This is a genomic window from Rhodocyclaceae bacterium (assembly GCA_020248265.1).
Taxonomy (GTDB): domain Bacteria; phylum Pseudomonadota; class Gammaproteobacteria; order Burkholderiales; family CAIKXV01; genus CAIKXV01.
Map to the genome: position 1 here is coordinate 696,686 of JADCHX010000004.1, position 23,794 is coordinate 720,479.

Consider the following 23,794-nt stretch of genomic DNA (forward strand, 5'->3'; position numbering starts at 1 on the left):
GCATGCCGCTCCCGGTATCGCAGCGCGCGCTGGCGGTGCAGGCGCCGATCATCCCGGCGGTTGCGCAGGCGATCCGCGAGCATCCGGGCACGCTGTCGCTGGGACAAGGCGTGGTGTACTACGCACCGCCCGCGTCGGTGTTCGCCGCAGTCGAGGCGCTCGGCCGCGACCCCGCGCTCAACAAGTACCAGGCCGTCCACGGCACCGATGCCCTGGTGGCTGCGATCACCGCGAAGCTGGCTGCGGACAACGGCATGGCCATCGGCCCCGGCCAGCGGGTGGTGGTCACGGCCGGCGGGAACATGGCGTTCCTCAACCTGATGCTGGCGATCCTCGACCCGGGCGACGAGGTGATACTGCCGCTGCCCTGGTACTTCAATCAGCAGATGGCTGTGACCCTGGTCGGCGGGCGTGCGGTGGGCGTGCCCACGGATGCCGATTGCCAGCTCGATGTCGATGCGCTCGCGCGGGCGATCACCCCGCGCACGCGCGCCATCGTCACCGTATCGCCGAACAACCCGACCGGTGCGGTCTACCCTCGGCAAAGCCTCGCGGCGGTCAACCGGCTGTGCGCCGAACACGGGCTCTACCATGTCAGCGACGAAGCCTATGAGTACTTCGTGCACGAGGGCGAGCGCGCCTTCTCGCCCGGATCCCTGCCGGGGGCCGATGGCCATACGGTATCGCTCTACTCGCTGTCGAAGGCCTATGGATTCGCAAGCTGGCGCGTCGGGTACATGGTGATCCCGGAGCACCTGTATCCGGCGATCGCGAAGATCCAGGATACCAACCTGATCTGCCCGCCAGTGGTGTCGCAGCTGGCGGCGACGGCCGCACTGGCCGAAGGGCGTGCCTGGTGTCTGCCCCGCATCGCGGTGCTGACCGAGGTGCGCGAGGCGGTGCTGGCTGCCCTCGCGCCGCTGGCGCCGCAGGTCGTCGTGCCGCGTACCCGGGGTGCGTTCTACTGCCTGTTGCGGCTGGCGACACCGCAGGATTCGCTCGCGCTTGCGATGCGGCTGATCGCCGAGCATCGGGTCGCGGTGATCCCTGGGATGGCGTTCGGCGTGGATGATCCATGCCTGCTGCGGGTGTCGTACGGCGCGATCCGACGCGACGAGGTGGTCGAGGCGATCGGGCGGCTGGTCGAGGGACTCACGGCGGCGCGTTGATCTGCCGCCATCAGGAATAACGTTCGACGAACGCCCGGTCGATCCGGTCTTTCCACTGCCACAGCCGTCGCGCCAACGCTTCGGACAGTGTGTTGCCAAGATAGCTCCGACTTGCCGGCCCGCCGAGGATCAACCCGTTGCGGATGGCCACCGCACTGCGTGGCCCGAGCGCGGCGAGCGCCAGTGCATCCCGCTGCGGCGTGAACGGTTCCGGCGCGTCGCCTGCCAGGGCCCGCCGCAGGTTTGCGGCAAGCGGCGGGCCCTGGCGAACGGCGTACACGCCGGCCTTCGGGCGCGGGTGCTGCAGCATCGACGCGCAGTCTCCGGCCGCGAACACCGACGGATGCGATGCGCTGGCGAGCGTCGGCGCTACCGCGACGAAGCCCTGCGGGTCCAGTGCGAGTCCACTGTGTTCTAGCCAGGCCGGCGCGCCGGCCCCGGTTGCGATCAGCGCCAGGTCGGCACGGATCCGGCGGCCGTCCACGGCAATCAGTGAACCCGGCTCGACCGACTCGATGCGCGTGTTGCGCACCAGGGCCACGCCGTGGTCGGCGCAGGCCTGCTCCAGCGCGGCACCGATCGTACGCGGCGCGTACGGCATCAGCCGTGCGTCGCCGCACAGCAGGCGAACCCGTGCATCGGCATGGGCGCGTACCCGGAAGGCCAGCGCCAGGGCCACCTCGATGCCCGCGAGCCCCGCGCCGACCACGCAGAGGTCGACCGGCCGTGGTCGTGCGCCCTGATCGCCGATGAAGCGATCGAGCCGGTCCATCAAGATCGGGAACGGTTTGCACGGTGCGATCGTCAGGTCGCCGCAGTGGCCGCGTTCGATCGCCCCGGAGAGCGCGGGCGTGGCGCGTGGCGTGGCGCCGACATCGATCGACACGATGTCGTACGAAAGCACGGTGCCGTCCCCGAGGCGGATCGTCTTCTGCGCTGGATCCAGTCCCACGGCTGCCGTCCGGATGAAGCGCGCGCCCGAGCGGCCGGCAAGCCGCCCGATGTCGATCATGCATTCCCGGGCCTGATAATGAGCGGCAATCACGCCGGGGACCATTCCCGAGTAGGCGGTCAGCGCATCGGGACTGACCAGGGTCACCTCGACCGTGTCCTGCCAGTCGCGCGCGGCGGTGATCACGGGCAGGTGGCTGTGTCCTCCACCGAGCAGCACGAGTCGGCGGCGGGTGGTCACGTGTTCACCGCGGCGCAACGAAACGGATGTCCCCGAACCATGCCGTCGCCTTCTCGCCGGTGTTGTCCGTGTCGGTCATCACTGCGATGCCCGACACCAGCGGGGCGTCGTAGCCGAACGCCTTGCGGAAGTCCTGTGCCAGGTCGCGCCGGTAGGTGATCCACTCGCCCACGCGCGCGCTGCCGCTCTCGACGACGATCATCCGCACCCGGTCGGTGTATGCGTTCGGGACGGTCGTGCCGACCGGCGATCGGGTATCCCAGATGTAGTTGATCGCGGCGCGTGGCGGAAGCTGTCCGTAGATCGCGCGGGCGGCACGGTCGGCGAGCGAGATCGAATTCGCGTCGTGCGCGAAGGTGATGTAGAGGCGTACCGGGTAGTCGTCGCCGGTCCTGGTCTTGACATCGGCTTTCGACAGTACGTTGCCTGCCCGCCAGCGCCATTCGATGATCGGAAACGCCTTGAGGTCGATGGTCTGCTCGCGCACCAGGCCGGAGGCGGAGGCTTCGGCATCGGCCCGCAGCACGGTGGTCCCGCCGTCGCGCACCAGCGAGTAGCGGGTGTGCCGTTCGATGTTGCGGAAGGTCAGCGGTTTCCATCCGGCCGGCGACTCCACGCCCTCGCGCTCGGCGGAGAAACGGCCGATCTCGATGACCGCTGCGGGCTCCTTTGCGGCTGGCGCTGGCGCCCGCGCCTGCGCGCGCTCGGCGGCGCATACGGCGATCAGTGCCAGAAGGGCGCAGGCCACGCGGCGAGCCGCGTCCGGATGCATCGGGGCAGGCACGTTCATCGGCTTCCCGGTGTGTCGAGCAGTTCCGGCGCGACGGCCCGCAGCCGGTCGAGGTCTTCCGGTCGGTCGACGTCCCAGCCGGTGGGCAATGCATGCAGTCGCCAGCCGAGGCGGTCGATACGAAGGCGGGTCTGCGCGTACACGGTGTCCGTGCTCCATTGCATCGCGTCGAAAAGTGAACGATCGTGGCGCGCGGCGCCGATCAGTGCGTAGCCGCCATCCTCGGTCGGCAACAGCACGATGTCCGACGCGGGACAGGATGCCCCGTGCGGGCCGGACGCGGGATCGATCGCATCGAAGGCGGCCGCCAGCGCATCGGCCGTGATCGACAGGCAGTCGGTGCCGACCAGTACCGGTCGGTCCTGCCGCCCGAGCGCGTCGTCCAGCGCGGCGTACATCCGGTGCCCGAGGTCGTCGCCCTGCTGTACGCGCAGTCGCAGCGGATGGTCGCGTGCACACAGGTCGAAGAACGGGTGTGCCGTATCCGGCGCGCACCAGAGTTCGACGCTGGGGTTGCCCAGCCGGGGCAGGGCCTCGGTTACCAGGCCAAGCAGCCGCAGCACCAGCCGTGCATGCAGTCCGGAAGCACCCACCTTGCCGAGCACCGGCGCGAGGCGGGTCTTGCATTGGCCGGGGACCGGCGCGCGTGCGAACACCTGCAGCACCCGTGTCATCGTCACGGCCCGTAGTAGCGCCGGTGCAGATCGGCCGGCGGTGCGCCGCGCCAGTATGCGAAGCGCAGCCGCCACATGAGCAGGATGGTGCGCCAGGCGCCGTCGCGCTCCCAGCGCCTGCCGGAGGTGACGACGCAAGCTGCCAGGCAGGCGGGCCGGCCGATCCGGCGCAGTCGTGTCGACAGTTCGATGTCCTCCATCAGGGGCTGGGCCGGGAAGCCCCCGGCCTGTTCGAACGCGGCGCGCGACATGAACATCGCCTGATCGCCGGTGGCGATGCCGGTGATGCGCGAACGCAGGTTCATCATCGCCGCGACCATGCGCAGCATGGGGTGACGGCCTTCGATCTGCACGTCGAAACGGCCCCATGGGCGCGTGCGCAGCGCCTGCGCGATCAGGCTGTCGGCACCGTCGGGCAGGCGGGTATCGACATGCAGGAACAGCAGCGAGCCGCCGCGCGCGGCGGTCGCGCCGGCATTCATCTGTGCGGCGCGCGAGCGCGGTGCATCGATCACCCTTGCGCCGCGGGCGCGGGCGCGATCGGCCGTACCATCGCGACTGCCGCCGTCGACCACGATCAGTTCCCCGTCGCGTGCGACCAGGGGTGCAAGGGCATCGATCGCGGCGGCGATGCGCTCGCCTTCATCGAGCACCGGCATCACGATCGACAGCGCGGGGACACCCATCGCGTGCAGTGCTCAGCCCGCGACCGCAGGTTTCACGGCCACGACGGCCATGGCCGACGTCGACGCCAGCGACCCACCACAACTCGACCCCTGCCCCGCCGTGCAGCCATAGCAATGGTTGCGCACCTCGATCGGCAGCCCGACCAGGTCGCGGCCGACCAGATCGGACAGGTGCGCGCGCTGGCTGGTCCGGGTCGGCTGAGCGAGCGGCATTCCGAGGCCCAGCATCTGGTTGAAGTCGCAGTCGTAGACGTATCCCTGCCAGTCGACGCTGATCAGCGTGCGGCACATCACGCCCTCGAGGTTCTCGGGGCGGTGCGCCGAGCGCAGCAGGTCGAGGTACCCGTCGAAGGTGCCCTTGGAAATCAGCGTGCTGCCGAAGCGCTGGATCGGCATGTTGGTCAGTGCATACAGCCGGTTGAACACGATGCCGTAGCGGGCGGCGAGCTCGTCCTTGTAGGCAGCCTCGAGCGGGCCCTGTGCCGGCGGCAGCGAGGGTCCGAGCGGGTTGTAGACCAGGTTGAGCACCCGGCCGCTGTTCCTTCGGCCGTAGCCGAGGGCGTTCAGCCGGCGCAGTGCCTCGATGCTGCGCGCATGCACGCCCCTGCCGCGCTGCTGGTCGACGTTGTCCTCCAGGTAGCAGGGCAGGGACGCGGTGATCTCGACCGACTGTGCGGCGAGGAAGTCTGCCAGGTCTTCGTATCCCGGCTCGAGCAGGATCGTCAGGTTGCAGCGGTCGATCACCCGTAGACCGCGTTCGCGTGCGGCGCACACCAGCTCGCGGAAGTGCGGATTCATCTCGGGCGCACCGCCGGTCAGGTCGAGCGTCGAGATCGCGCATGCGTCGAGGAAAGCGATGACCTGGTCGACGGTCTCGCGGGTCATCAATTCGGTGCGGCTGGGGCTGGCCGCGACATGGCAGTGCAGGCACTGCTGGTTGCACAGATAGCCCAGGTTGACCTGCAGCGTGTCGGGCACGCCGCGCTTCAGCGCCGGGAAGTCCACGGGTTCGAGGCGGGGCAATGTCGGATGCATCGTTCGGTTCCTGCGGGCAGAAGTGTCAGGTGGCCACGTCGTTGATCGTACGGCCGCGCAGCTTGCGGATCAGCACCGGGACCAGCGCGAACAGGCCGAGCAGTGCAAAGGCGCCGAGCGTGACTGGCGACACGAGCTCGGACGTCGATTCGATGCGCCCGATCGACTGGCCCAGGTTGGCGAACACGAACACCCCGGGCAGTATGCCGATCGCGGTCGCAGCGACGAAGGTGCGCACGCTCACGTTGGTGAACGCCGGTGCCAGGTTGACCAGCCAGAACGGAAACAGCGGCACCAGCCTGAGGAACAGCAGGTAATTCAGTGCATTGTCGCTGAAACCCTGGTTGATCCGTGCCGCCAGGCCTGGTGTCGTGGGCTCTCCGTCGACGGTCGGCTCCCGCGGGAGCGGGGTTTTCAGGTGCGCCGCGTCGAGTCCCAGCTTGCGCCGCGCAAACCCGGCGAACAGGTGGCGCGCCGCCAGGAAGGCGCAGGTCGCGCCCACGGTCGCGGCGACGACGATGATCGCTGCGCCCACCCAGCGGCCGAACAGCATCCCGACCGTCAGCGACAGCAGCACCCCGCCGGGCAGGCTGAGCGCAGTCGCCGCCACGTAGACGGTGAACGCGACGAGCACGGCTGCCAGGTAGTGCCGCTGGGTCAGCGCCAGCAGCTGGTCGCGGTTGTCCTTGATGGTGTCCAGCGACAGGTACTGCGGCCCTTCCAGCGCGAAGAACGCACCGATACCCCCGGCGAACAGCGCCAGCAGCAGCACCTTGAGCCAGGCATCGCCGCGCTTCATCGCGGCCCGCGCAGTCCGAACAGCCGGCGTATCCAGCGTTTCGCGGTCGGCGTCAGCGACGCCTTGAGCCGCTGGTCGGCCACCCGGCGGTTGATCTGCGTGAACGTCGGGTAGACATGGATCACGCCCGAGATGTCGGACGCTTTCATCTTCTTCGCCATCGCCAGCGCGTATTCCGCGATCGCCTCGCCGGCGTGGGCGCCGACCAGGGTTGCGCCGAGCAGGCGGCCCTTGCGGTCGGTGAGGATGCGCGCGAAGCCGTCGGTCTCGCCTTCGGCACGTGCGCGGTCGAGGTCCGCGAAATCGAACCGGTAGCGCTCGAAGGCCACGCCCTCGGCGGTTGCCTCGGCCTCGGACAGGCCGACGCGGGCGATCTCGGGTTCCGTGAACGTGCACCAGGGCACCACGCGCGACTCGACCTTCGCCGGCAGGTGGAACAGCGCATTGCGCAGCACGATGCCCGCATGGTGCTCGGCGACATGGGTGAACTGCTGCCGTCCGGCCGCGTCGCCTGCGACGTAGATGTCGCGGTTCGTGGTGCGCAGACTGTCGTCGTTCGTGATGCGCCCGTCGATGACTTCCACGCCAGCTTCGGCCAGGCCGAGTCCTTCGGTGTTGACCGCGCGTCCGGCCGCGACCAGCAGGTGCGTCGACTCGAGGCTGCCACTGGTGCCGTCGGCCCGTTCGAAGCGGGTGACGATCCGGCCCGCGCTGCCCGATACCTCGACCGGGGTCGCGCCGAGTTCGAACGCGACGCCGTCTCGTGCCAGCGATGCCTGCACCACGGCCGCCGCGTCGGCATCCTCGCGCATCAGCACCCGTGGCTCGCGGGCGATGACGGTGACCCGGGTGCCGAGCCGGACGAACGCCTGCGCGAGTTCGCAGCCGATCGGCCCGGCACCGATCACCACCAGCGATGGCACGTCTTCATCCAGCGAGAACACGGTTTCGTTGGTGAGGCAGGGCACTCGGTCGAGCCCGAGGATCGACGGCAGCACCGGCCGCGACCCGGTGGCCAGCACGAACCTGCGGGCGGTGATCTTCCGTCCGCCGGCCTCGAAGGTGCGCGGGTCGGTGAACGTGCCGGCTTCGAGCAGCACCTCTACGCCCAGCGAACGGAACCGCTCCGGGCTGTCGTGCGGTTCGATGCCGGCGATCACCTGCTGTACCCGGCGCATCACCTCGGGGATGCTGGCCGGGCCGCTGGCGGCGGGCGCCGGCAGGCCGTACCGGGCGGCGGCCTGGCGCTGGTGGAATACCTTTGCGCTCTTCAGCAGGGCCTTGCTCGGTACGCACCCGTAGTAGAGGCAGTCACCGCCGAGGCGATGCTTCTCGACAAGCAGTACTTTCGCGCCAAGGCCGGCGCCACCGGCTGCCACCACCAGGCCGGCGGCACCGCCGCCGATCACGCAAAGATCGTATTCGGGTTTCATCTCGCCCATGGTACGGCCCTGCGGGCCGTCCGCAACAACTGCGCGCCTTTGCATTCCGCCCACGCATCCGCTATTCTGTATGGCTTTTCAGCGGGATCCCGGCATGAGGGTTCCGGCCCTGAAAGTCCCATTTTTCACTTTCGAAGGCCAAGTCACCATGGTAGTCATCCGTCTTTCGCGCGGTGGTTCGAAGAACCGCCCGTTTTACAACATCGTCGTCGCCGACTCGCGTCGTCCGCGCGATGGCAAGTTCATCGAGCGCATCGGGTTCTACAACCCGAAGGCCTCCGAAAAGGAAGAGGGCCTGCGCGTCGCACTCGACCGTTTCGAACACTGGACGTCGCACGGCGCACAGCCTTCGGACACCGTCGTTCGCCTGACGAAGAAGTTCCGTGCCCTTCCGGCCGTCAGCGCAGCCAGTGCCGCAGCGCCGGCCGCCAGCTGAGCCGACCATCCCGGACACTTCGGCCGCTGCTGCGCCGGAACGATGGGTGGTGATGGGGCGCGTCGGTGCCCCATTCGGCGTGCAGGGTTGGGTTCGCATCCAGACGTACTCGAGCGACCCCGACACGCTGCTGGATCACGAGCGTTGGTGGATTCGTCGTGCGCCGGCGAGCGGCGTGGCATCGAGGCCGGGTGCCGCCGGTGTGGGGCTGGCGCATGCACAGTGGCGCGAAGTGGACGTGCTCGAGGCGCAGGGACACGGCAGCGGGTTGATCGCGCAACTGGACGGGATCGGCGATCGTGACCAGGCGGCGCTGGCCAATGGCATCGAGATCGGGCTGTTGCGCGATGACCTGCCGCCGCCGGAAGAAGATGAATTCTACTGGGAAGACCTGATCGGGCTCGACGCGGTCGACCCGGCCGGAACGAAGTTCGGTGTGGTCAGCGGCCTGCTCGAGGCGGGTGCGCATGACGTGCTGGTGATCGATACCCCGGGCCGAACGGCCGCGGGCAAGCCATTGCAGGTACTGGTGCCGTTCGTGGAACGGCATGTCGGTGAGGTCGACCTCGCGAACAAGCGGGTCGTGGTTGATTGGGAAGAACCGGTCTGAGTCCAATGCTGCAACTCGATGCGATCACGCTGTTCCCGGACATGTTCGATGCCCTGACTGAATCGGGCATCACCCGGCGCGCGCGCGAGGAACGCCGCTACCAGTTGATCTGCTGGAATCCGCGCGACTTCGCGCACGACAACTACCGCACGATCGACGATCGCCCTTACGGCGGTGGTCCGGGCATGGTGATGATGGCAGCACCCCTCGAAGCGGCGCTGGAAGCCGCGCGCGATCGCCAGCGCAGCACCGGCGTGCGGCGCTCGCGGGTGATCCACCTGACGCCGCAGGGCACGCCGCTCACCCATCGCAAGGTGATGGAGCTGTCCGGCGAAGCCGGGCTCGTGATGTTCGGCGGCCGTTACGAAGGCGTCGATGAACGGGTGATCGAGCGGCTGGTCGACGACGAGGTGTCGATCGGCGATTTCGTCGTCTCCGGCGGTGAACTGCCGATGATGATGCTGATGGACGGGGTGATCCGGCAACTGCCCGGGAGCCTGGGCGATGCCGATTCGGCGCGCCAGGAATCGTTCGTCGACGGGCTGCTCGACTGCCCGCACTACACCCGCCCTGAAGTCTACGAAGGCATTCCCGTGCCTTCGGTGCTGCTGTCGGGCGACCATGCCGCGATCTCGCGCTGGCGCCTGAAGCAGTCCCTCGGACGAACCTGGCAGCGCCGCCCCGACCTGATCGAGCGGCGCCGCCTCAACGAAAGCGAGACCCGGTTGCTCGACGAGTATCGTCGCGAGCATGCCGGCGTCGACCTGAAAGTCCCGCGCGAACGCGTGGGGTGATTGATCAACCGGCCGTGCATGTTGGCATCCCCTGATGCCCGAACCTCTGCCTGCCGCCAGGAGAAAAACAATGGATCTGATCCAGCAGCTCGAACAGGAAGAAATCGCCCGCCTGGGCAAGAACATCCCGGCCTTCGCCCCCGGCGATACCGTGATCGTCAGCGTCAACGTGGTCGAGGGCGAGCGCAAGCGCGTTCAGGCATACGAGGGCGTGGTGATCGCCAAGCGCAACCGTGGCCTGAACTCGTCGTTCATCGTGCGCAAGGTGTCGTCTGGCGAAGGCGTGGAGCGTACGTTCCAGACCTACTCGCCGACCATCGCGAAGATCGAAGTGAAGCGCCGTGGCGACGTGCGCCGCGCCAAGCTCTACTACCTGCGCGATCGTTCCGGCAAGTCGGCGCGGATCCGCGAAAAGCTGGTCGCTCGCGTGCCGAAGGCTGCAGCTGCAGCAGCAGCCCCTGCCCCTGTCGAAGGCGGCGAGACTGCCTGATCCGCGGCACGGGCGGGTGACGGCGTATCGCGTGCTGTACCTCGCCCGCAAGGTTGTACGGACGGCCGCCGCGGCACTGATCGCGGCCGCCGTCTGTGTCTCTTCGTCCGTGGCACAGGAACCGGTCCGGGACGCTCCGGACGCTCCGGACGCCCTGTCGGCTGCCCGGCGACTGCTCGCCGCCGGCACCCCCGCACTCGCGCTGCTTCGGATCGAGCGGTCACAGCATGCCCAGTCGCCGCGCTGGGCCGACTGGGAGGCGCTCAGGCTGTCGGCGCTGGCCGGGCTTGGACGGTGGCAGGACCTCACCGGGCGCGCCGAGTCGCTGCCGGCCTCGTCGACGCTGCCAGCGCCGTTCCTGCGTGCAGCCTGGCTGGCAGGCGCGGAGTCGGCGTTGCGGCTCGTCGACGCGGCAGCCCCTGCGACTGCCGCCGGCCCTGCTACCGGCAAGGGTTCGACGCCGATGCCCGATGGCGCGCTCGCCGCAGCGCGCGCGCGCGCGCTGGCTGCGCGCGTGATCTGGTCCACGAGCCCGCCGGCCGACGAGGTCCGGCGTGCCCAGGTCGTGGTGATCGAAAGCCTTTTCGATGGGGGCGATGCTTCGTCCGGCTACCGGTCGATCCTGCGTTATCGCCAGGACCAGCCTTCGCCCGCGCCGGCCGTGAGCGCACGGTTCGTGGCGCTGATGGCGGCGCACGGCATGGCTGCCGAGGCGCTGCCACTGCTGCCGCTGCTGCCGGATAACGATGCCGTGCGTATCGCGGTGCAGATACGGCTCGGCCTGCTGCCGCCGCCGACGGCCACCGTCCGGGCGCGTGCCGCCGTGCAGCGACCAGCCATGGCCGGCGTCGGGGCGGCTGCCGCGCGTGAATGGCTACTTCTGCGCAGCGCCTGCCAGGCGAACGGGGATGTCCTCGGGCTGGTCGGGGCGTCCGAGCGCGCGCTCGATGCGGATCCGATGGCCGCCGGTGCGGCCGAGGCCGCGCGCATGCTCTGGCGCGACTACCTGTCTGCGGCGCCCGCAGTCGCCAATCGCGAGCAGTTGCTGGTCGGCGACACGTTCGGCTGGTCCGATGCGGCGGCGCGGTTGGTCGGCCGCGACCCGCTTGCCGCACGAGTGCTGTTCGCGCAGCTCTCGCTGCATGCGCCGGAGCCCGACCTGCGCGCGAGTGCAAGGCTGCAACTGGTCTGGCTGCTGCGGGAGGCCGGGCTTGGTGGTACTGCGGCGCGCTTGTTCCTCGACCGAGAAGCCTTCGATCCGACGCTGCATGCGGCCGACCTGCGGCGCCTGCTGGGCGAGGCCGCCGCTGCGCGACGTTTGCATGCGCTGGCCGCGGACTTCCGGCGGGGACTGACACCGCGGCCAGGCGAGGACGTCGATGAGTTCCGGATCGCCGGCGCGGAGGTGCAGGCGCGCGCGGCGCTGCTCGACGATGCGCTGCAGGGCGTGCTCGCGATGTTTGCCGGTCCGCGCACGGCGGCACTGCAGCCGGCGCTCCTCGCGCGGGTACATGCGCTCGCCGACCTGTTCGCCGACGCCGGCGAGGCGGCCGGTGCGGCACGCATCCGCGAAGTGGCAGGTCCGGTGCCGATGCGGCGACCGTGATTGCTATGATCCCGCAGGGTTGAACACGGCGGTGCTGCAAGAGCGGCGCGCCGTACACGAACAGGAGCAGCACCGATGGTACAGGCCAGGGGGTCGCGTGGAGCGGACGTGCTTGCGGCGAGCCTTGCTCGCGCCGGGGTACGCCGCGTGTTCTCGCTGTCGGGCAACCACATCATGGCCCTCTACGACGCGCTGCTCGACGTGGACATTCCGGTCGTCCACGTACGCCACGAAGGCGCAGCGGTACACATGGCGGATGCCTGGGCACGCCTCACGGGTGAGGTCGGCGTGGCCCTGCTGACCGGAGGCCCGGGTCATGCCAACGGCGTGTCCGCGCTGTATACCGCTGGCGCGTCTGAATCGCCCGTGGTCCTGCTGTCCGGGCAGGCACCGCTCGGGCAACTCGGCCGCGGTGCCTTCCAGGAGATGGACCAGGTGGCGCTCGCCGCACCGCTGGTCAAGCAGTCGACCTGCGCGAGCTCGCCGCAGGCGGTCGGGCGCGAGTTCGCGCAGGCGGTCGGCGTGGCGCGCAGCGGCCGGCCCGGGCCGGTCTACCTGTCCCTGCCGTCGGACGTGCTCGAGGATGCCTGCGCGGATCCGGCAGCAGCGCTGCCGGACGCCGGCGCGTTCGATGCATCGCCGCTGCCGCTGTCCGCGCTCGCCGCCGGCCAGGTGATCGCTGCCCTGCGCGCGGCTGCGCGCCCGCTGGTGATCACCGGTCCGGCATCGATGACCCGTCCGGGGCGCGCCCGCGCCGCTGCCCTTGAGCGGGCGGCTGGCGTACCCGTGGTCGGGATGGAGAGTCCGCGCGGGGTGAACGATCCCAGCCTCGGTGCATTCTCCGAGGTGCTGGCCAGCGCCGACCTCGTCGTGCTGGTCGGCAAGCCGGTCGACTTCACGCTGAAGCTCGGCGCGGCGATCCCGAAGGGCGTGCCGGTCATCGTGATCGATCCGGAGCCGGTGCTGATCGAGCGCGCGCAGCGAGCGCTTGGCCCGCAGCGGGTGGTGATGTCGGCGCTCGCGGATGCCGCGTCCGCGCTCGAGGCGCTCACCGCGGCCGCGGCGGGCGCCGCCCCGGCCGCGGGCGGCTGGTACGCCGAAGTCCGCAAGGCGATCGACTGGCGCCCGGCATCCTGGGCGACCGTGGTTGCCGGCACTCCGGGGATGCTGCATCCGGTCGAAATGTGCCGGGCGATCCAGCCGCTGCTCGATGCGCATCCCGATGCGGTGCTGGTCGCCGACGGCGGCGAGATCGGGCAATGGGCGCAGGCCTGCCTGAAGGCGCCGAACCGCGTGATCAACGGCGTGGCCGGATCTATCGGCTCATCGCTGCCGTTCGCGCTCGCCGCCCGACTCGCCGTGCCCGATGCACCGGTGGTGGCGGTGCTCGGCGACGGCACCTTCGGTTTTCATCCCGCCGAGTTCGATACCGCGGTGCGGGAGGGCGCGCCGTTCGTGTCGGTGGTCGGCAACGACCAGTGCTGGAATGCCGAGCACCAGATCCAGTTGCGCGAGTACGGGCGCGAGCGCGCGCTCGGTTGCGAACTGCTGGCCACGCGCTACGATCAGGTCGCTGCAGCGTTCGGCGGGCACGGCGAATGGGTGACCGACGGTGGGGTGATGCCGGAGGCGCTCGCGCGTGCCGTGGCCTCCGCACGGCCGTCGTGCGTGAACGTGATGATCGAACGCCTGCCAGCGCCTGTCTTCTCGCGCCGCTAGCGCGGCAGGATGCGGCCGCGCTGACGCTCAGCCGCGGCGGACAATCCCGTCGAGCGAGGCATCCCAGGCAGCGCCGGGGAACAGATCGGCGAGCCTGTTCTCCGGCAGCCGGAAGATGCGCGCGAGCGGTTGTGCAATCACTGCCCGGAAGTCGTGCAGGACGGGCAGGTCCCGACCCTCGTTCAGGCTCCCCGGTGCCAGCCCTTCCCACTGGCCGTGCACCCGCCCGCCGGCCACCTCGCGCCCGATCATCCACAGCGCATTGCCGCGGCCATGGTCGGTTCCGCGCGAGCCGTTCTCGGCGCTGGTGCGGCCGAACTCGCTGAACACCAGCACCAGGTCGCCCGGACGGTCGAAGTTGTTCCGCAGCTGGACCAGCGCAGTCGCGAGATTGGCAAGACGCGTCGCCAGCAGTCCGGTGGCGGCGCCCTGGTTCACATGGGTGTCCCAGCCACCGGCGGACAGGAAGCCGATGCGCAGTGCGGCATCGGCGCGCATCAGCGCAGCCAGCTGCTGCGCGTCACGGGCAAGGCCTGCCGGGCTGGCCGCCCCGTTGTCGGCGGCAGCCATCTCGGTCGCGAGTTCCTTCGACGTCATCAGGCGGCTCTCGACGCCCTGGCGGAACGCGCGCGATAGCCGGTCGTCGCCGGAGTACAGGTCGAGCAGCGCGTCGCGCGTACCGTCGTTGCCGATCACGCCGGCGCGCGCCGCGGCCTGTCCGCGCGGGATCAGGCGTGCCCGCATCGGTCCGGACAGGATATGCGGGTTGGCTTCACCAACGCCGATCAGCCGCGGTGCCCCCGAGCGCGCCGGATCGATCGCCGCCAGCCGGTTGAGCCAGCCGGGCGAGCCGCTCGACTGGCCAGGCAGGCCGGTCTCCCAGTGGTACTGGGCTTCGAAATGCGAACGTGTCCGGTTCGGCGATCCGGCGGCCGGGATTACCGCCAGTGATCCGTCGTTCCACATCGGCAGCAGTGGCGCCAGCGCAGGGTGCAGCGCGAAGCGCCGGTCCAGCTCGATCGCGGTCGACGCGGTGCCGTCGGGCGCCGCGACTGCGATGGTCGGACGCAGTTTCGCGTAATCCGGGTCGGACCATGGCACCAGTGCGGACAACCCGTCGTATGCGCCGCGCAGGAACACGACGACCAGCCGGCCACGCTCCAGCGCCGGTGCCGTCTGCGCGAATGCCCGGGGTGCGGCGGCGAGACCTGCGCCGGCGAGCAGCCCGCCGAGCAGCCGTCGGCGATCAGGTGCGTGACCGTCGGCAACCAGCGTGTCGTCGGTCGCGTTCATTTGCGCATGAAATCGGGTGCGGCCAGCGCCAGCGCGGCCCGCGACGCGGCCGGTACCTTCCGGATGCGCTCGCGCGTGCGTTCGTCGTAGAAGCCGAGCAACTGCTCCGGTTCGCCCATACCGCGTGCCAGGGCGGCGGCAAGATCGGCGCGGCGCGTGAGCGACTCCGGTGACAGCCAGGTCGCGGCGTCGGTGCCGTAGCCGTCCGGCGTCTGCCATCCATTCACTGGCTGGCCGGCGGCTGCGAGGAAGCCGAGCGCGAGCCCGATGGCGGGCGCGGCTGCGGCATTGCCGGCTGCGGCGGTCCGGGCAGATGCGCCCAGTGCGGAGCAGGCAAAATCGTAAGGCGTCTTGAACAGTTCGTTCGCGGGGTCCCAGAACTCGGGCGATGCCACCAGCTGGCGCATCACCCCCCGCAGGTCACCGTTGCCCGCCAGGTAGGCCGCGGCCAGCCGGTCGACCAGCGCGCGCGGCGGCTCGTCTGCCACGAAGAACCGGGCCAGGCGCAGCGCGATCCTGCGCGCGGTGGCCGGGCGCGATGCGAGCAGTGCGATCGCCTCGACGCCTTCGCGCTCGCCCTGGGCGGAACCCGGGCCGCCGAAGCGCCGGCCGAGCACCGTCTTCTCGCCGCCGTCGTGCAGGCGGGGTGCGAAGCGGAAACCGGAGGGCGCGCCCGGATCGACGGTCCAGCCGGTGAGCACGCGCGCCAGTTCGCGTACGTCCTGCTGGGTGTAGCCACCATCGACCCCGAGTGTGTGCAGCTCCAACAGTTCGCGCGCGTAGTTCTCGTTCAACCCGCGCACGGTGCCACGCGGCCCTGGCGTACCGTCGGCCACGTTCTGGTTCTGGTCGAGGTAGAACAGCATCGCGGGATGGCGCGCGCTCGCCAGCAGCAGATCCTCGAAGCGGCCGAGCACGTTCGGACGTATCGCGTGGACCGCGTAATGGCCGGTGAACGGACGCACGGTAGCCCGTCCGACGAACACGTTCAGGTGGTTGAACCAGAACTCGGTCAATCGCGACAGCAGGGGATTCTCGACCGCCGGATCGGAGCAGCTCAGTATCCGCCACGCGGCAGCCTGTTGTGCGCTGGTGCGCACGAACGACGGCGGCTGTGCAGCCGGTTCCCGTGACGCAGCCGGTGTCTGTGGCGCAGGCGGTGCCGCAGCAAACGGCCTGCCCGCTTCGGCGGCGCCTGCGGCCGCTGCATTGTTCGCGCGCTGCCGCGCCTCGCGCTCGCGCCGTACCTCTGCGAACACGTCGGGCAAGGGCGCGGTCACCTGCGACAGCTGCTCGGGTATGCGGGCCGGTTGCAGGCTCGCCTCGAACGCGCGGTCGACTTCGTCCAGCGCCCAGCCGCGCGGGCCGCCGGGATGCGCCCGCATGACCGCGACCTGCTGCTCCGACGGCCAGTAGCCCAGGCGCGAAGCCGCGCGCCAGATCGCTTGCTGCTCGGTCAGCGCGGGGGCGGGCGGTGCTGCAGCGCTTGCCAGTCGGGTCGCGTCCGGCAGGCCCGGCAGGCCCAGCAGCATCAGCAGGGCCATACACGACCGTCCGAAGAAGGATGGCGCGCGCGTGGTTGTTCCGGGCTGGGCGGTTGACGTCAAGGGCATCGGGTGGATCCGGAGTCTCCGGCATCGAACGGTAGGGCAGTTTACGCACGGATACGCCCGTTTCCGCCGCTGGCGCCCGATCGATTTGTGAGCAGGTGTTTCAGTCGTTACGGATCGCAGCCGGGCGCTACAATGCTTCTTCGGCCTGCTGGCCGACTTCTTCAACCGCGCTCGGAGAACCGCGATGGATACCGCCTCGACGCCCGCCGCAGAAGTCCTGCAGTCCTACCCCGGCTTCAGCATGCGTCCTCTGTCGCCGGCTCTGGGGGCGGAAGTCCGGGGCCTCGACCTGTCGAAGCCGATGCCGCGCGAGGCGTTGCGCGCGGTGCGCCAGCTGCTCTACGAGAACTGCGTGCTGCTGGTGCCGGGGCAGTCGCTCGAAGAGGAGCAGCAGGTGCGATTCGGCGAATGCTTCGGAACGCTCGCCGCCACCCTCGGAAGATACGCGTCGCTGCAGAAGAGCCACCCCGCGGTCATGTACGTCACCAACGAAAAGGAAGACGGCAAGTTCGTCGGCGCACTGCCCGACGGCGAGATGTACTTCCACTCCGACCGCTGCTACGTCGAACATCCCTGCCTGTGCACCATGCTCTACGGGATCGACATTCCGTCGAAAGGCGGCGACACCTGCTTCGCGAACCAGTACAAGGCATACGATGCGTTGCCCGAGGACGTGAAGCGGCGAATCGAGGGCCTGCAGGCGGTGCATGCCTACGAGCCTGGCTACTACTCGCAGAATGCGGTCATGCTGACGCGGATCGAGCCGTCGGCCAACGCACTGACCGCCGCCCACCCGATGGTGATCACGCACCCCGCGACCGGCCGCAAGGCGCTTTACGTGAACCGACTGATGACTGCCTATATCGTCGGCATGGCACGCGCCGAAAGTGCCGAGCTGCTTGAATGGTTGTTCGACCATCAGGAGCAGCCGCAGTTCGTCTACGCGCACCGGTGGACCCCGGGCGACGTCGTGATCTGGGACAACCGCTGCGTGAACCATGCGCGCACCGATTTCGACGCCGGCGAGGCGCGCAAGCTGCGCCGTGTCGTGGTCGAGACGGAAGACGCGCTGTAGGCGACCGGTGCCGCGTACCGGGGCGAGGGGCAGTCCCGTGCGCGTTCAGCGGTCGTGGTCGGGGTCGCTCTTCCAGAGGTCGGACAGGTATTCATGCTCGCGCGTGTCGACCCATGACACGCGCGATTCCACCGGACGGTCGGCGTAGGTATAGGCGATCCTGCGGATGTTCAGCACCGGCTGCCCGGCGCGCAGGTCGAGCACCTTCGCGATCGCGGTCGGGCATGCGACGGCCGACAGCCGCTCGGTGCTGCGCACGACATTGATGCCGTAGTCGGCCTGGTACAGGCCGTAGATCGTGCCGGGACGTCCTTCGAAGCGTTGCCGGTCGAGGTCGGGGAACAGCGGCGCGGAGATCGATATCTCGTCGACGATGACCGCCCGCCCGCCGAGCAGCAGCAGGTTGTCGATGCGCAGCACCGGTGCTCCGCTCTCGATGCCGAGTTCCCGGGCGACGGTGGTGCTCGCGGCGGCCCGGCGGAAGCTGCGCAGGACCGGACGCGGCATCTCGCGCGCCGTGCCGGGCGGGCGACCGGTGCCTTCGGCGCGCGGCACGACATGGAAGAAATGGAACAGCAGGCGGTCTGCCGTATGCGTGGCCACGAAAGTGCCGCGGCCCTGCTGCCTGACGAGGATCCGGCCCGATACCAGTTCGTCGATCGCCTTGCGCACTGTCCCGATCGACACGCCGTACTGCTGCGCCAGCCGTGACTCCGACGGCAGCGCCTCGCCCGGCTTCCAGGTGCCCTCGGACAGCGCGCGCGTCAGCCGTCGCTGCAGTTCGCGGTAGAGCGGGATGCCCGACGCGCCGCCGGCCGGCAGCGCGGATGCGATGGCGGATCCGTCGCCCGGCGTGGCGACCGCTCGTGCCGGGGGCGCGCGGCGCACCGCGGCGGAAGTCTGGCGTTCGTTGCTCATGGCATTGCGAGTCTATTCCAGGCGCATGCCGTTTGGAACGGATTCATATAGATGAGTTGTTTGACTCGCTGCCGACGGTTCAATATGATCCTCGTCCTTCCGGCCCCTGTCGCCGACGGCCGATCGCGGCCGGCCGATGCCCGGGTCGACCCTGAAATCCCCCAGGAGGAACGATGATTCACTTCGTGGTGCACGAAGACGGTGACGGCGTCGGTGTCGTGGTCGTCGAAGGCGTCAAGTCCGGAGCCGAGCTGACCGGCTGGATCATGGAACAGGACACCGAGATCAAGGTGGTCGCGAAGAGCGACATCCCGATCGGGCACAAGGTTTCGCTGACCGACTACAAGCCGGGCGACACCGTGATCAAGTACGGCGTGGATATCGGCAAGGTGGTCGCGCCGATCGCGCGTGGCGAGCATGCCCATGTGCACAACATCAAGACCAAGCGCTGGTAGCCAAAGCTGGTAGCCGACCCCACCCGATTAGAGGAATTCCGACATGGATCTGAGCAAGGCCACCTTCTGGGGCTTCAAGCGTGAGAACGGCCGCATCGGCGTTCGCAACCACGTGATCATCCTTCCGGTCGACGATCTGTCGAACGCCGCGGCCGAAGCGGTCGCTCACAACATCAAGGGCGCGATGGCGCTGCCGCATCCATACGGACGCCTGCAGTTCGGCGCCGACCTCGACCTTCACTTCCGCACGCTGATCGGCACCGGGTCGAACCCGAACGTCGCGGCCGTGGTGGTGATCGGCATCGAGGATGGCTGGACCAAGCGCATCGTCGACGGCATCGCCGCCACCGGCAAGCCGGTGACCGGTTTCGGCATCGAAGGCCATGGCGACCACGAGACCATCCATCGTGCGTCGAAGGTCGCGCGCGAGTACGTGCAGTGGGCATCTGAAAAGCGACGCGAAGAGCGGCCGCTGAGCGACCTCTGGGTGTCGACCAAGTGCGGCGAGTCCGATACCACCTCGGGCTGTGGCGCGAACCCGACGGTCGGCAACGCATTCGACAAGCTCTACCCGCACGGCACCACGCTGGTGTTCGGCGAGACCTCCGAGATCACCGGTGGCGAGATGCTGGTGGCCGAACGCTGCCGCACGCCGGAAGTGCGCGAGAAGTTCATGTTCATGTTCAACCGCTACCAGGACATGATCAACCGCTGGAAGACCGACGACCTGTCCGAGTCGCAGCCGACCAAGGGCAACATCGCAGGTGGCCTGACCACCATCGAGGAAAAGGCGTTGGGCAACATCCAGAAGATCGGCCGCAAGTGCCTGGTCGACGGCGTGATCGACAAGGCTGAAGCGCCGACCCATCCGGGCCTGTGGTTCATGGATTCGTCTTCGGCTGCGGCCGAGATGGTCACGCTGTGCGCCGCCTCGGGCTACACCGTGCATTTCTTCCCGACCGGGCAGGGCAACGTGATCGGCAACCCGATCCTGCCGGTCATCAAGATCTGCGCGAACCCGAAGACCGTGCGCACGATGGGCGAGCATGTCGACGTCGACGTGTCCGGCCTTCTTCGCAAGGAGATGAACCCCGACCAGGCTGGCGATGCCTTGCTCGAGTGCATGTTCCGCACCGCGAACGGACGGCTGACCGCCGCCGAGGCGCTGGGTCACCGCGAGTTCGTGCTGACCCGGCTGTTCGAGAGCGCCTGATTTGGGCGCGGCGGTGCCGCCCGCGGACCCTCTCGCGGGCGGCAGGCCTGGCAGTGGTCCGGCCGGATTGCCGGACGTTCCCGGCAATCCGTTTGCCGGCGCGGACGCGCGAGCGCATGTCGAGGGCGATTTCGCCCGCGAGGAAGTCGCCCTTGCCAACCGTAATCCCGGCATGCCGCTCGAGGCGCTGCGCCACGACGTGACGCCGCAGGGTTTGCATTACCTGCTGTCGCACTTCGATATCCCCGACGTCGATGCGCAGGCCTGGCGGCTGGCCCTGGGCGGGCACGTACAGACCGAGTTCTCCCTTTCCCTCGCTGACCTGAAGCAGATGCCGGCGCGCACGCTGCGGGTGACGCTGGAATGCGCGGGCAATGGCCGGGCCGGGATGAACCCACGCTATCCGAGCATGCCGTGGATCGGCGAAGCGGTCGGCACCGCCGAGTGGACCGGCACGCCGTTGCGCTACCTGCTCGAGCAGGCGGGTCCGACCCCGCTGGCGCGCGAGGTGGCCTTCCTCGGGCTCGACCGCGGCTTCGACCGTGGCATCGAACATCATTACGGACGCAGCCTGAAGCTCGAACAGGCGATGTCCGACGACGTGCTGGTCGTGCATGCGATGAACGGCCTGCCGCTGCTGCCGCAGCATGGCCATCCTTGCCGACTGCTCGTGCCCGGCTGGTATGGCATGGCCAGCGTCAAGTGGCTGTCGCGCATCGAGGTACTCGACCGCCCGTTCGACGGCTTCCAGCAGGCCGTCGGCTACCACTACCGGAAGTCGGCCGGCGATCCGGGCGTGCCGGTGACCACCCTGCGCGTGCGTTCGCTGATGGTGCCGCCGGGCATCCCCGACTGGTACACACGGCGCCGGCTGGTCGAGGCGGGCCCGGTCGAAGTGGGTGGCCGCGCATGGGCGGGTGGCGGCACACCGGTGACCCGTGTGGAGTTCGCGGTCGACGGCCAGTGGCGCGATGCCCGGCTGGCACCCGCAGGGGAGCACCGCTACGCCTGGCGCGGATGGACGTGCACCTGGGAAGCGACGGCGGGCGAGCACGTGCTGCAATGCAGGGCGCATGCGGCTGACGGTTCGGTGCAGCCGCTGCAGCCCGACTGGAACACGTCGGGCATGGGCAACAATGCGGCGCAGTCGGTGCAGGTCACGGTACGCTAGGCCCACTCACGTAACCCAGGAAGCTCGGCGATGGACCAGGCGACTCCTTCAGCGAACACAGGCAGCACGATCAGGGTCTCGGTATGGCGGAGCAGCGGCGCGGGTGGCGTCGCCTCCGGCGAGGGCCGGTTCGAGGTGTTCGAAGTGCCGCGCGCGCCGAGCCAGACGGTGCTCGACGTGGTGACGCACATCCAGCGTCACCTCGACCCGACGCTGACCTACCGCTTCGCCTGCCGCGTCGGCGTGTGCGGGTCGTGCGCGATGGTGGTCAACGGCGAGGCGCGCTGGACCTGCCGCACCCATGTCGACAAGGTTTCGCAGGACGGCACGCTCGAAATCGCGCCGCTGCGCAACCTGCCGGTGATCCGTGACCTGGCCACCGACATGAGCGTGTTCTTCGACAAGTGGGCGCGCGCCAAGGGCCAGTTCACCGGCAGCCTCACGCGCAAGGACGCGTTCGCGGTCGTGTCGCCGCTGTCGAAGGAGCGGCAGCAGGTCGACATCGGCATCGAATGCATCGGCTGCGGCGTGTGCTATTCGTCCTGCGATGTCGTCGAATGGAAGCCCGACTACCTCGGGCCGGCCGCGATGAACCGGGCCTGGACGCTGGTCAACGACACCCGCGACGAAGCCCGGCGCGAGCGTCTCGCGGCGGTAGCCGGCGATGCCGGATGCCATGCCTGCCACACCCACATGACCTGCACCGAACGTTGCCCCAAGCACCTGCCGCTGACCGCCGCGATCGCCGGGCTCAAGCGCGTAACCACACGGGCGCTGCTGAAGGGGGAGCTTTGAACGCACGCGCGCAGGCCTGGTTGTGGTTTCTGCAGCGGGCATCGGCCGCGCTGCTCGGTTTTTTCGTGCTGGTCCACCTCGCGACGATGATCTACGCGGTGCGCAGCGGCCTGTCCGCCGGCGAGATCCTGTCGCGCACCCGAGGCAACACGCCCTGGATGCTGTTCTATGCTCTGTTCGTGGTCAGCGTCGCGGTCCATGTGCCGATCGGGCTGCGCAACATCCTGGCCGAGACGTTTTCCTGGCGCGGGCGCGGCCTGGAGGCTGCCATGCTGGCGGTGGGCGTGTTCTTCCTGCTGTTCGGCCTGAGGGCCGTATGGGCGGTCTACGCGCCTGGGGCGGGCCTGTCATGAGCGGCAAGGCCTGGCGCAACCGCAACCATCCCGCCTGGTGGGCGTTCATCGTGCATCGGGTGTCCGGCCTGCTTCTGGCGGCCTTCATTCCGCTGCATTTCTGGGCGCTCGGACAGGCGCTTTCCGGCGAAGCGGCGCTGGGCGGCTTCATCGAATGGACGGCGAATCCGGTGGTGAAGGTCGCCGAGTTCGGACTCGTCCTCGCATTGGCTGCGCACCTCGCCGGTGGCCTGCGCCTGCTGGCACTCGAGTTCCTGCCTTGGCGCGACTGGCAGAAATCGCTGTTCGCGGTGTCGGTGGCGGTCAGCGTCGGGGCCGGCCTGCTGTTCGCCCTGAACGTGGGCTGAAGGGGGCAAAGGGCTGAGCGGGTGCCGAGGATATGCCCGAGATCGCGTGATGCTGGCGGTTTGGCCGCACACGCGTCATCATCTCGCGCGCGGAAGACCCCGAAACGGCAAGTGCCCCAGGAGGACAGGATGAAACGACTGACAATGAAGATTGTCGCAGCGGCGACTGCGACCATGGCGCTGGGCAGTGCAACCGTGGCGCTGGCGCAGGCACCGGCTTTTCCCGTGAAGCCGGTACGCATGGTCGTGCCGTTCGTGGCCGGTGGCGCAACCGACGTCGTCGCGCGCCTGCTGTCGCAGGGGCTGAACGAGCGCTGGGGCCAGAGCGTGCTGGTCGAGAACCGCGCCGGCGCCGGTGGCACGATCGCCAGCGAGATCGTCGCCCGTTCGAACCCGGATGGCTATACCCAGCTGTTCGCATCTGGCAGCGTGCTGTCGGCCAACCAGCACATGTACCGCAAGATGAGCCATGACCCGGGCCGTGACCTGATCGGCGTGTCGCTGGTGGCGAGCGGTCCGATGGTGATCGCGGTCGGGCCGAACTCGAAGTTCAACACACTGATGGACCTGGTCAACGCTGTACGCGCAGCTCCCGGCAAGCTGAGCTACGGATCGGCCGGCATCGGCAGTCAGGTGCACCTCGCGGCGGAGAGCTTCGAGTTCTTCGCGAAGATGGACTCCGTTCACGTTCCCTACAAGGGTGAGGTGGTCGCGATCACCGACCTGATCGGCGGTCAGATCGACTGGGCGGCACCGAACCTCGGCGCGGCGATAAACTTCCTCCGTGATCGCAAGCTGCGTGCGCTTGCGGTCACCGGTCCGAAGCGCTCGCCGTCGCTACCCGACGTGCCGACGGTGTCTGAAGCCGGCATCACCGGCTTCGAGAATCTCGGCTGGTTCGGTGTCGCGGTGGTGGCCGGCACGCCTGCGCCACTGGTCAACCGGATGGCGGGTGACATCGCGAAGGTCACGGCAGGCACGGCCTTCCGCGACCGTGTCATGGGCCTGGGGATGGAAGCTGTCGGCAACAGTCCCGAGGAGTTCAACAAGTACATCGGTTCGGAGATCACCCGCTGGGGCCGGATCATCCGCGAGCGGAAGATCACCGCGAACTGATTC

The 23,794-nt window shown here is 69.0% G+C and carries 25 protein-coding genes; 15 read left to right on the plus strand and 10 right to left on the minus strand.

Translation table 11 applies throughout. The annotated features are described in order from the left end of the window. Positions 1-2 precede the first annotated feature (2 nt). A complete protein-coding gene (locus ING98_07000; protein ID MCA3101602.1) occupies positions 3-1,169 on the plus strand; it encodes a pyridoxal phosphate-dependent aminotransferase in 1,167 nt (388 codons plus the stop codon). Positions 1,170-1,179: 10 nt separating this feature from the next. Here the strand turns inward: ING98_07000 and ING98_07005 are convergent, their stop codons facing one another. Genes ING98_07005 through ING98_07035 form a run of 7 tightly spaced genes read right to left on the minus strand, consistent with a single transcriptional unit; the run spans position 1,180 to position 7,778 of the window. Continuing rightward, on the minus strand, positions 1,180-2,361 hold the full coding sequence (locus ING98_07005) for an FAD-dependent oxidoreductase (GenBank protein MCA3101603.1): 1,182 nt from the start codon (positions 2,359-2,361) through the stop codon (positions 1,180-1,182). Between the two features lie 4 nt (positions 2,362-2,365). Beyond that, complete coding sequence (locus ING98_07010) at positions 2,366-3,133, minus strand: DUF3047 domain-containing protein (GenBank protein ID MCA3101604.1); 768 nt, start codon at positions 3,131-3,133, stop codon at positions 2,366-2,368. Between the two features lie 14 nt (positions 3,134-3,147). After that, positions 3,148-3,825, minus strand: coding sequence for a TIGR04282 family arsenosugar biosynthesis glycosyltransferase (locus tag ING98_07015; protein MCA3101605.1), 678 nt, complete (start codon positions 3,823-3,825; stop codon positions 3,148-3,150). Between the two features lie 2 nt (positions 3,826-3,827). After that, the gene (locus ING98_07020; GenBank protein MCA3101606.1) at positions 3,828-4,511 is read right to left on the minus strand and encodes a TIGR04283 family arsenosugar biosynthesis glycosyltransferase; all 684 of its coding nucleotides are present in this window, start codon (positions 4,509-4,511) and stop codon (positions 3,828-3,830) included. Positions 4,512-4,523: 12 nt separating this feature from the next. Continuing rightward, entirely contained in the window at positions 4,524-5,546 is a 1,023-nt protein-coding gene (arsS, locus tag ING98_07025) for an arsenosugar biosynthesis radical SAM protein ArsS (GenBank protein MCA3101607.1), read from the minus strand. Between the two features lie 25 nt (positions 5,547-5,571). After that, entirely contained in the window at positions 5,572-6,345 is a 774-nt protein-coding gene (locus tag ING98_07030; protein ID MCA3101608.1) for a TVP38/TMEM64 family protein, read from the minus strand. Beyond that, positions 6,342-7,778, minus strand: coding sequence for an FAD-dependent oxidoreductase (locus tag ING98_07035; protein ID MCA3101609.1), 1,437 nt, complete (start codon positions 7,776-7,778; stop codon positions 6,342-6,344). Before ING98_07035 ends, ING98_07030 begins: the two co-directional genes overlap by 4 nt. Before the next feature lie 157 nt (positions 7,779-7,935). Here ING98_07035 and rpsP point away from each other — a divergent pair, with 157 nt between their 5' ends. The 6 genes from rpsP to ING98_07065 all read left to right on the plus strand — a co-directional run bounded on the left by rpsP (position 7,936) and on the right by ING98_07065 (position 13,442). Then, positions 7,936-8,223, plus strand: coding sequence for a 30S ribosomal protein S16 (gene rpsP, locus ING98_07040; GenBank protein ID MCA3101610.1), 288 nt, complete (start codon positions 7,936-7,938; stop codon positions 8,221-8,223). Between the two features lie 52 nt (positions 8,224-8,275). Beyond that, positions 8,276-8,833, plus strand: a complete 558-nt coding sequence (gene rimM, locus ING98_07045) for a 16S rRNA processing protein RimM (protein ID MCA3101611.1) — start codon at positions 8,276-8,278, stop codon at positions 8,831-8,833. A 5-nt stretch (positions 8,834-8,838) separates the two neighbouring features. Further along, positions 8,839-9,627 carry a tRNA (guanosine(37)-N1)-methyltransferase TrmD gene (trmD, locus tag ING98_07050; GenBank protein ID MCA3101612.1) on the plus strand — a complete coding sequence of 263 codons (789 nt, stop codon included), beginning with the start codon at positions 8,839-8,841 and terminating at the stop codon, positions 9,625-9,627. Positions 9,628-9,697: 70 nt separating this feature from the next. Continuing rightward, complete coding sequence (gene rplS, locus ING98_07055; protein ID MCA3101613.1) at positions 9,698-10,117, plus strand: 50S ribosomal protein L19; 420 nt, start codon at positions 9,698-9,700, stop codon at positions 10,115-10,117. Between the two features lie 16 nt (positions 10,118-10,133). Beyond that, complete coding sequence (locus tag ING98_07060) at positions 10,134-11,723, plus strand: hypothetical protein (GenBank protein ID MCA3101614.1); 1,590 nt, start codon at positions 10,134-10,136, stop codon at positions 11,721-11,723. A gap of 75 nt (positions 11,724-11,798) precedes the next feature. After that, the gene (locus ING98_07065) at positions 11,799-13,442 is read left to right on the plus strand and encodes a thiamine pyrophosphate-binding protein (GenBank protein ID MCA3101615.1); all 1,644 of its coding nucleotides are present in this window, start codon (positions 11,799-11,801) and stop codon (positions 13,440-13,442) included. A gap of 27 nt (positions 13,443-13,469) precedes the next feature. Here ING98_07065 and ING98_07070 read toward each other — a convergent pair whose 3' ends face one another. Together ING98_07070 and ING98_07075 are read right to left on the minus strand one after the other, a co-directional pair. Next, positions 13,470-14,735: a DUF1501 domain-containing protein gene (locus tag ING98_07070; protein MCA3101616.1), complete on the minus strand. Its 1,266-nt coding sequence runs from the start codon at positions 14,733-14,735 to the stop codon at positions 13,470-13,472. Next, positions 14,732-16,279 carry a DUF1800 domain-containing protein gene (locus tag ING98_07075; protein MCA3101617.1) on the minus strand — a complete coding sequence of 516 codons (1,548 nt, stop codon included), beginning with the start codon at positions 16,277-16,279 and terminating at the stop codon, positions 14,732-14,734. The genes ING98_07070 and ING98_07075 overlap by 4 nt, the downstream gene beginning before the upstream one ends. A 253-nt stretch (positions 16,280-16,532) precedes the next feature. Between ING98_07075 and ING98_07080 the strand changes: the two genes are divergently transcribed. Continuing rightward, a complete protein-coding gene (locus ING98_07080) occupies positions 16,533-17,423 on the plus strand; it encodes a TauD/TfdA family dioxygenase (protein ID MCA3101618.1) in 891 nt (296 codons plus the stop codon). Between the two features lie 45 nt (positions 17,424-17,468). On the opposite strand, the gene ING98_07085 is transcribed toward ING98_07080, so the two are convergent. Continuing rightward, positions 17,469-18,341 carry a GntR family transcriptional regulator gene (locus ING98_07085; protein ID MCA3101619.1) on the minus strand — a complete coding sequence of 291 codons (873 nt, stop codon included), beginning with the start codon at positions 18,339-18,341 and terminating at the stop codon, positions 17,469-17,471. A 173-nt stretch (positions 18,342-18,514) separates the two neighbouring features. On the opposite strand from ING98_07085, the gene ING98_07090 reads away from it, so the two are divergent. The 7 genes from ING98_07090 to ING98_07120 all read left to right on the plus strand — a co-directional run bounded on the left by ING98_07090 (position 18,515) and on the right by ING98_07120 (position 23,791). Further along, on the plus strand, positions 18,515-18,796 hold the full coding sequence (locus tag ING98_07090) for a UxaA family hydrolase (GenBank protein ID MCA3101620.1): 282 nt from the start codon (positions 18,515-18,517) through the stop codon (positions 18,794-18,796). Positions 18,797-18,839: 43 nt separating this feature from the next. Continuing rightward, complete coding sequence (locus tag ING98_07095) at positions 18,840-20,009, plus strand: UxaA family hydrolase (GenBank protein ID MCA3101621.1); 1,170 nt, start codon at positions 18,840-18,842, stop codon at positions 20,007-20,009. Between the two features lie 172 nt (positions 20,010-20,181). Continuing rightward, positions 20,182-21,180 (plus strand): sulfite oxidase, encoded by a 999-nt coding sequence (locus ING98_07100; GenBank protein MCA3101622.1) that lies wholly within the window; start codon positions 20,182-20,184, stop codon positions 21,178-21,180. Positions 21,181-21,210: 30 nt separating this feature from the next. Beyond that, a complete protein-coding gene (locus tag ING98_07105) occupies positions 21,211-21,975 on the plus strand; it encodes a succinate dehydrogenase/fumarate reductase iron-sulfur subunit (GenBank protein MCA3101623.1) in 765 nt (254 codons plus the stop codon). Then, positions 21,972-22,328 (plus strand): succinate dehydrogenase, encoded by a 357-nt coding sequence (locus tag ING98_07110; protein ID MCA3101624.1) that lies wholly within the window; start codon positions 21,972-21,974, stop codon positions 22,326-22,328. The genes ING98_07105 and ING98_07110 overlap by 4 nt, the downstream gene beginning before the upstream one ends. Beyond that, positions 22,325-22,675, plus strand: coding sequence for a succinate dehydrogenase, cytochrome b556 subunit (sdhC, locus tag ING98_07115; protein MCA3101625.1), 351 nt, complete (start codon positions 22,325-22,327; stop codon positions 22,673-22,675). The genes ING98_07110 and sdhC overlap by 4 nt, the downstream gene beginning before the upstream one ends. A 129-nt stretch (positions 22,676-22,804) precedes the next feature. Next, positions 22,805-23,791, plus strand: coding sequence for a tripartite tricarboxylate transporter substrate binding protein (locus ING98_07120; GenBank protein ID MCA3101626.1), 987 nt, complete (start codon positions 22,805-22,807; stop codon positions 23,789-23,791). The last annotated feature ends 3 nt before the right edge of the window (positions 23,792-23,794 follow it).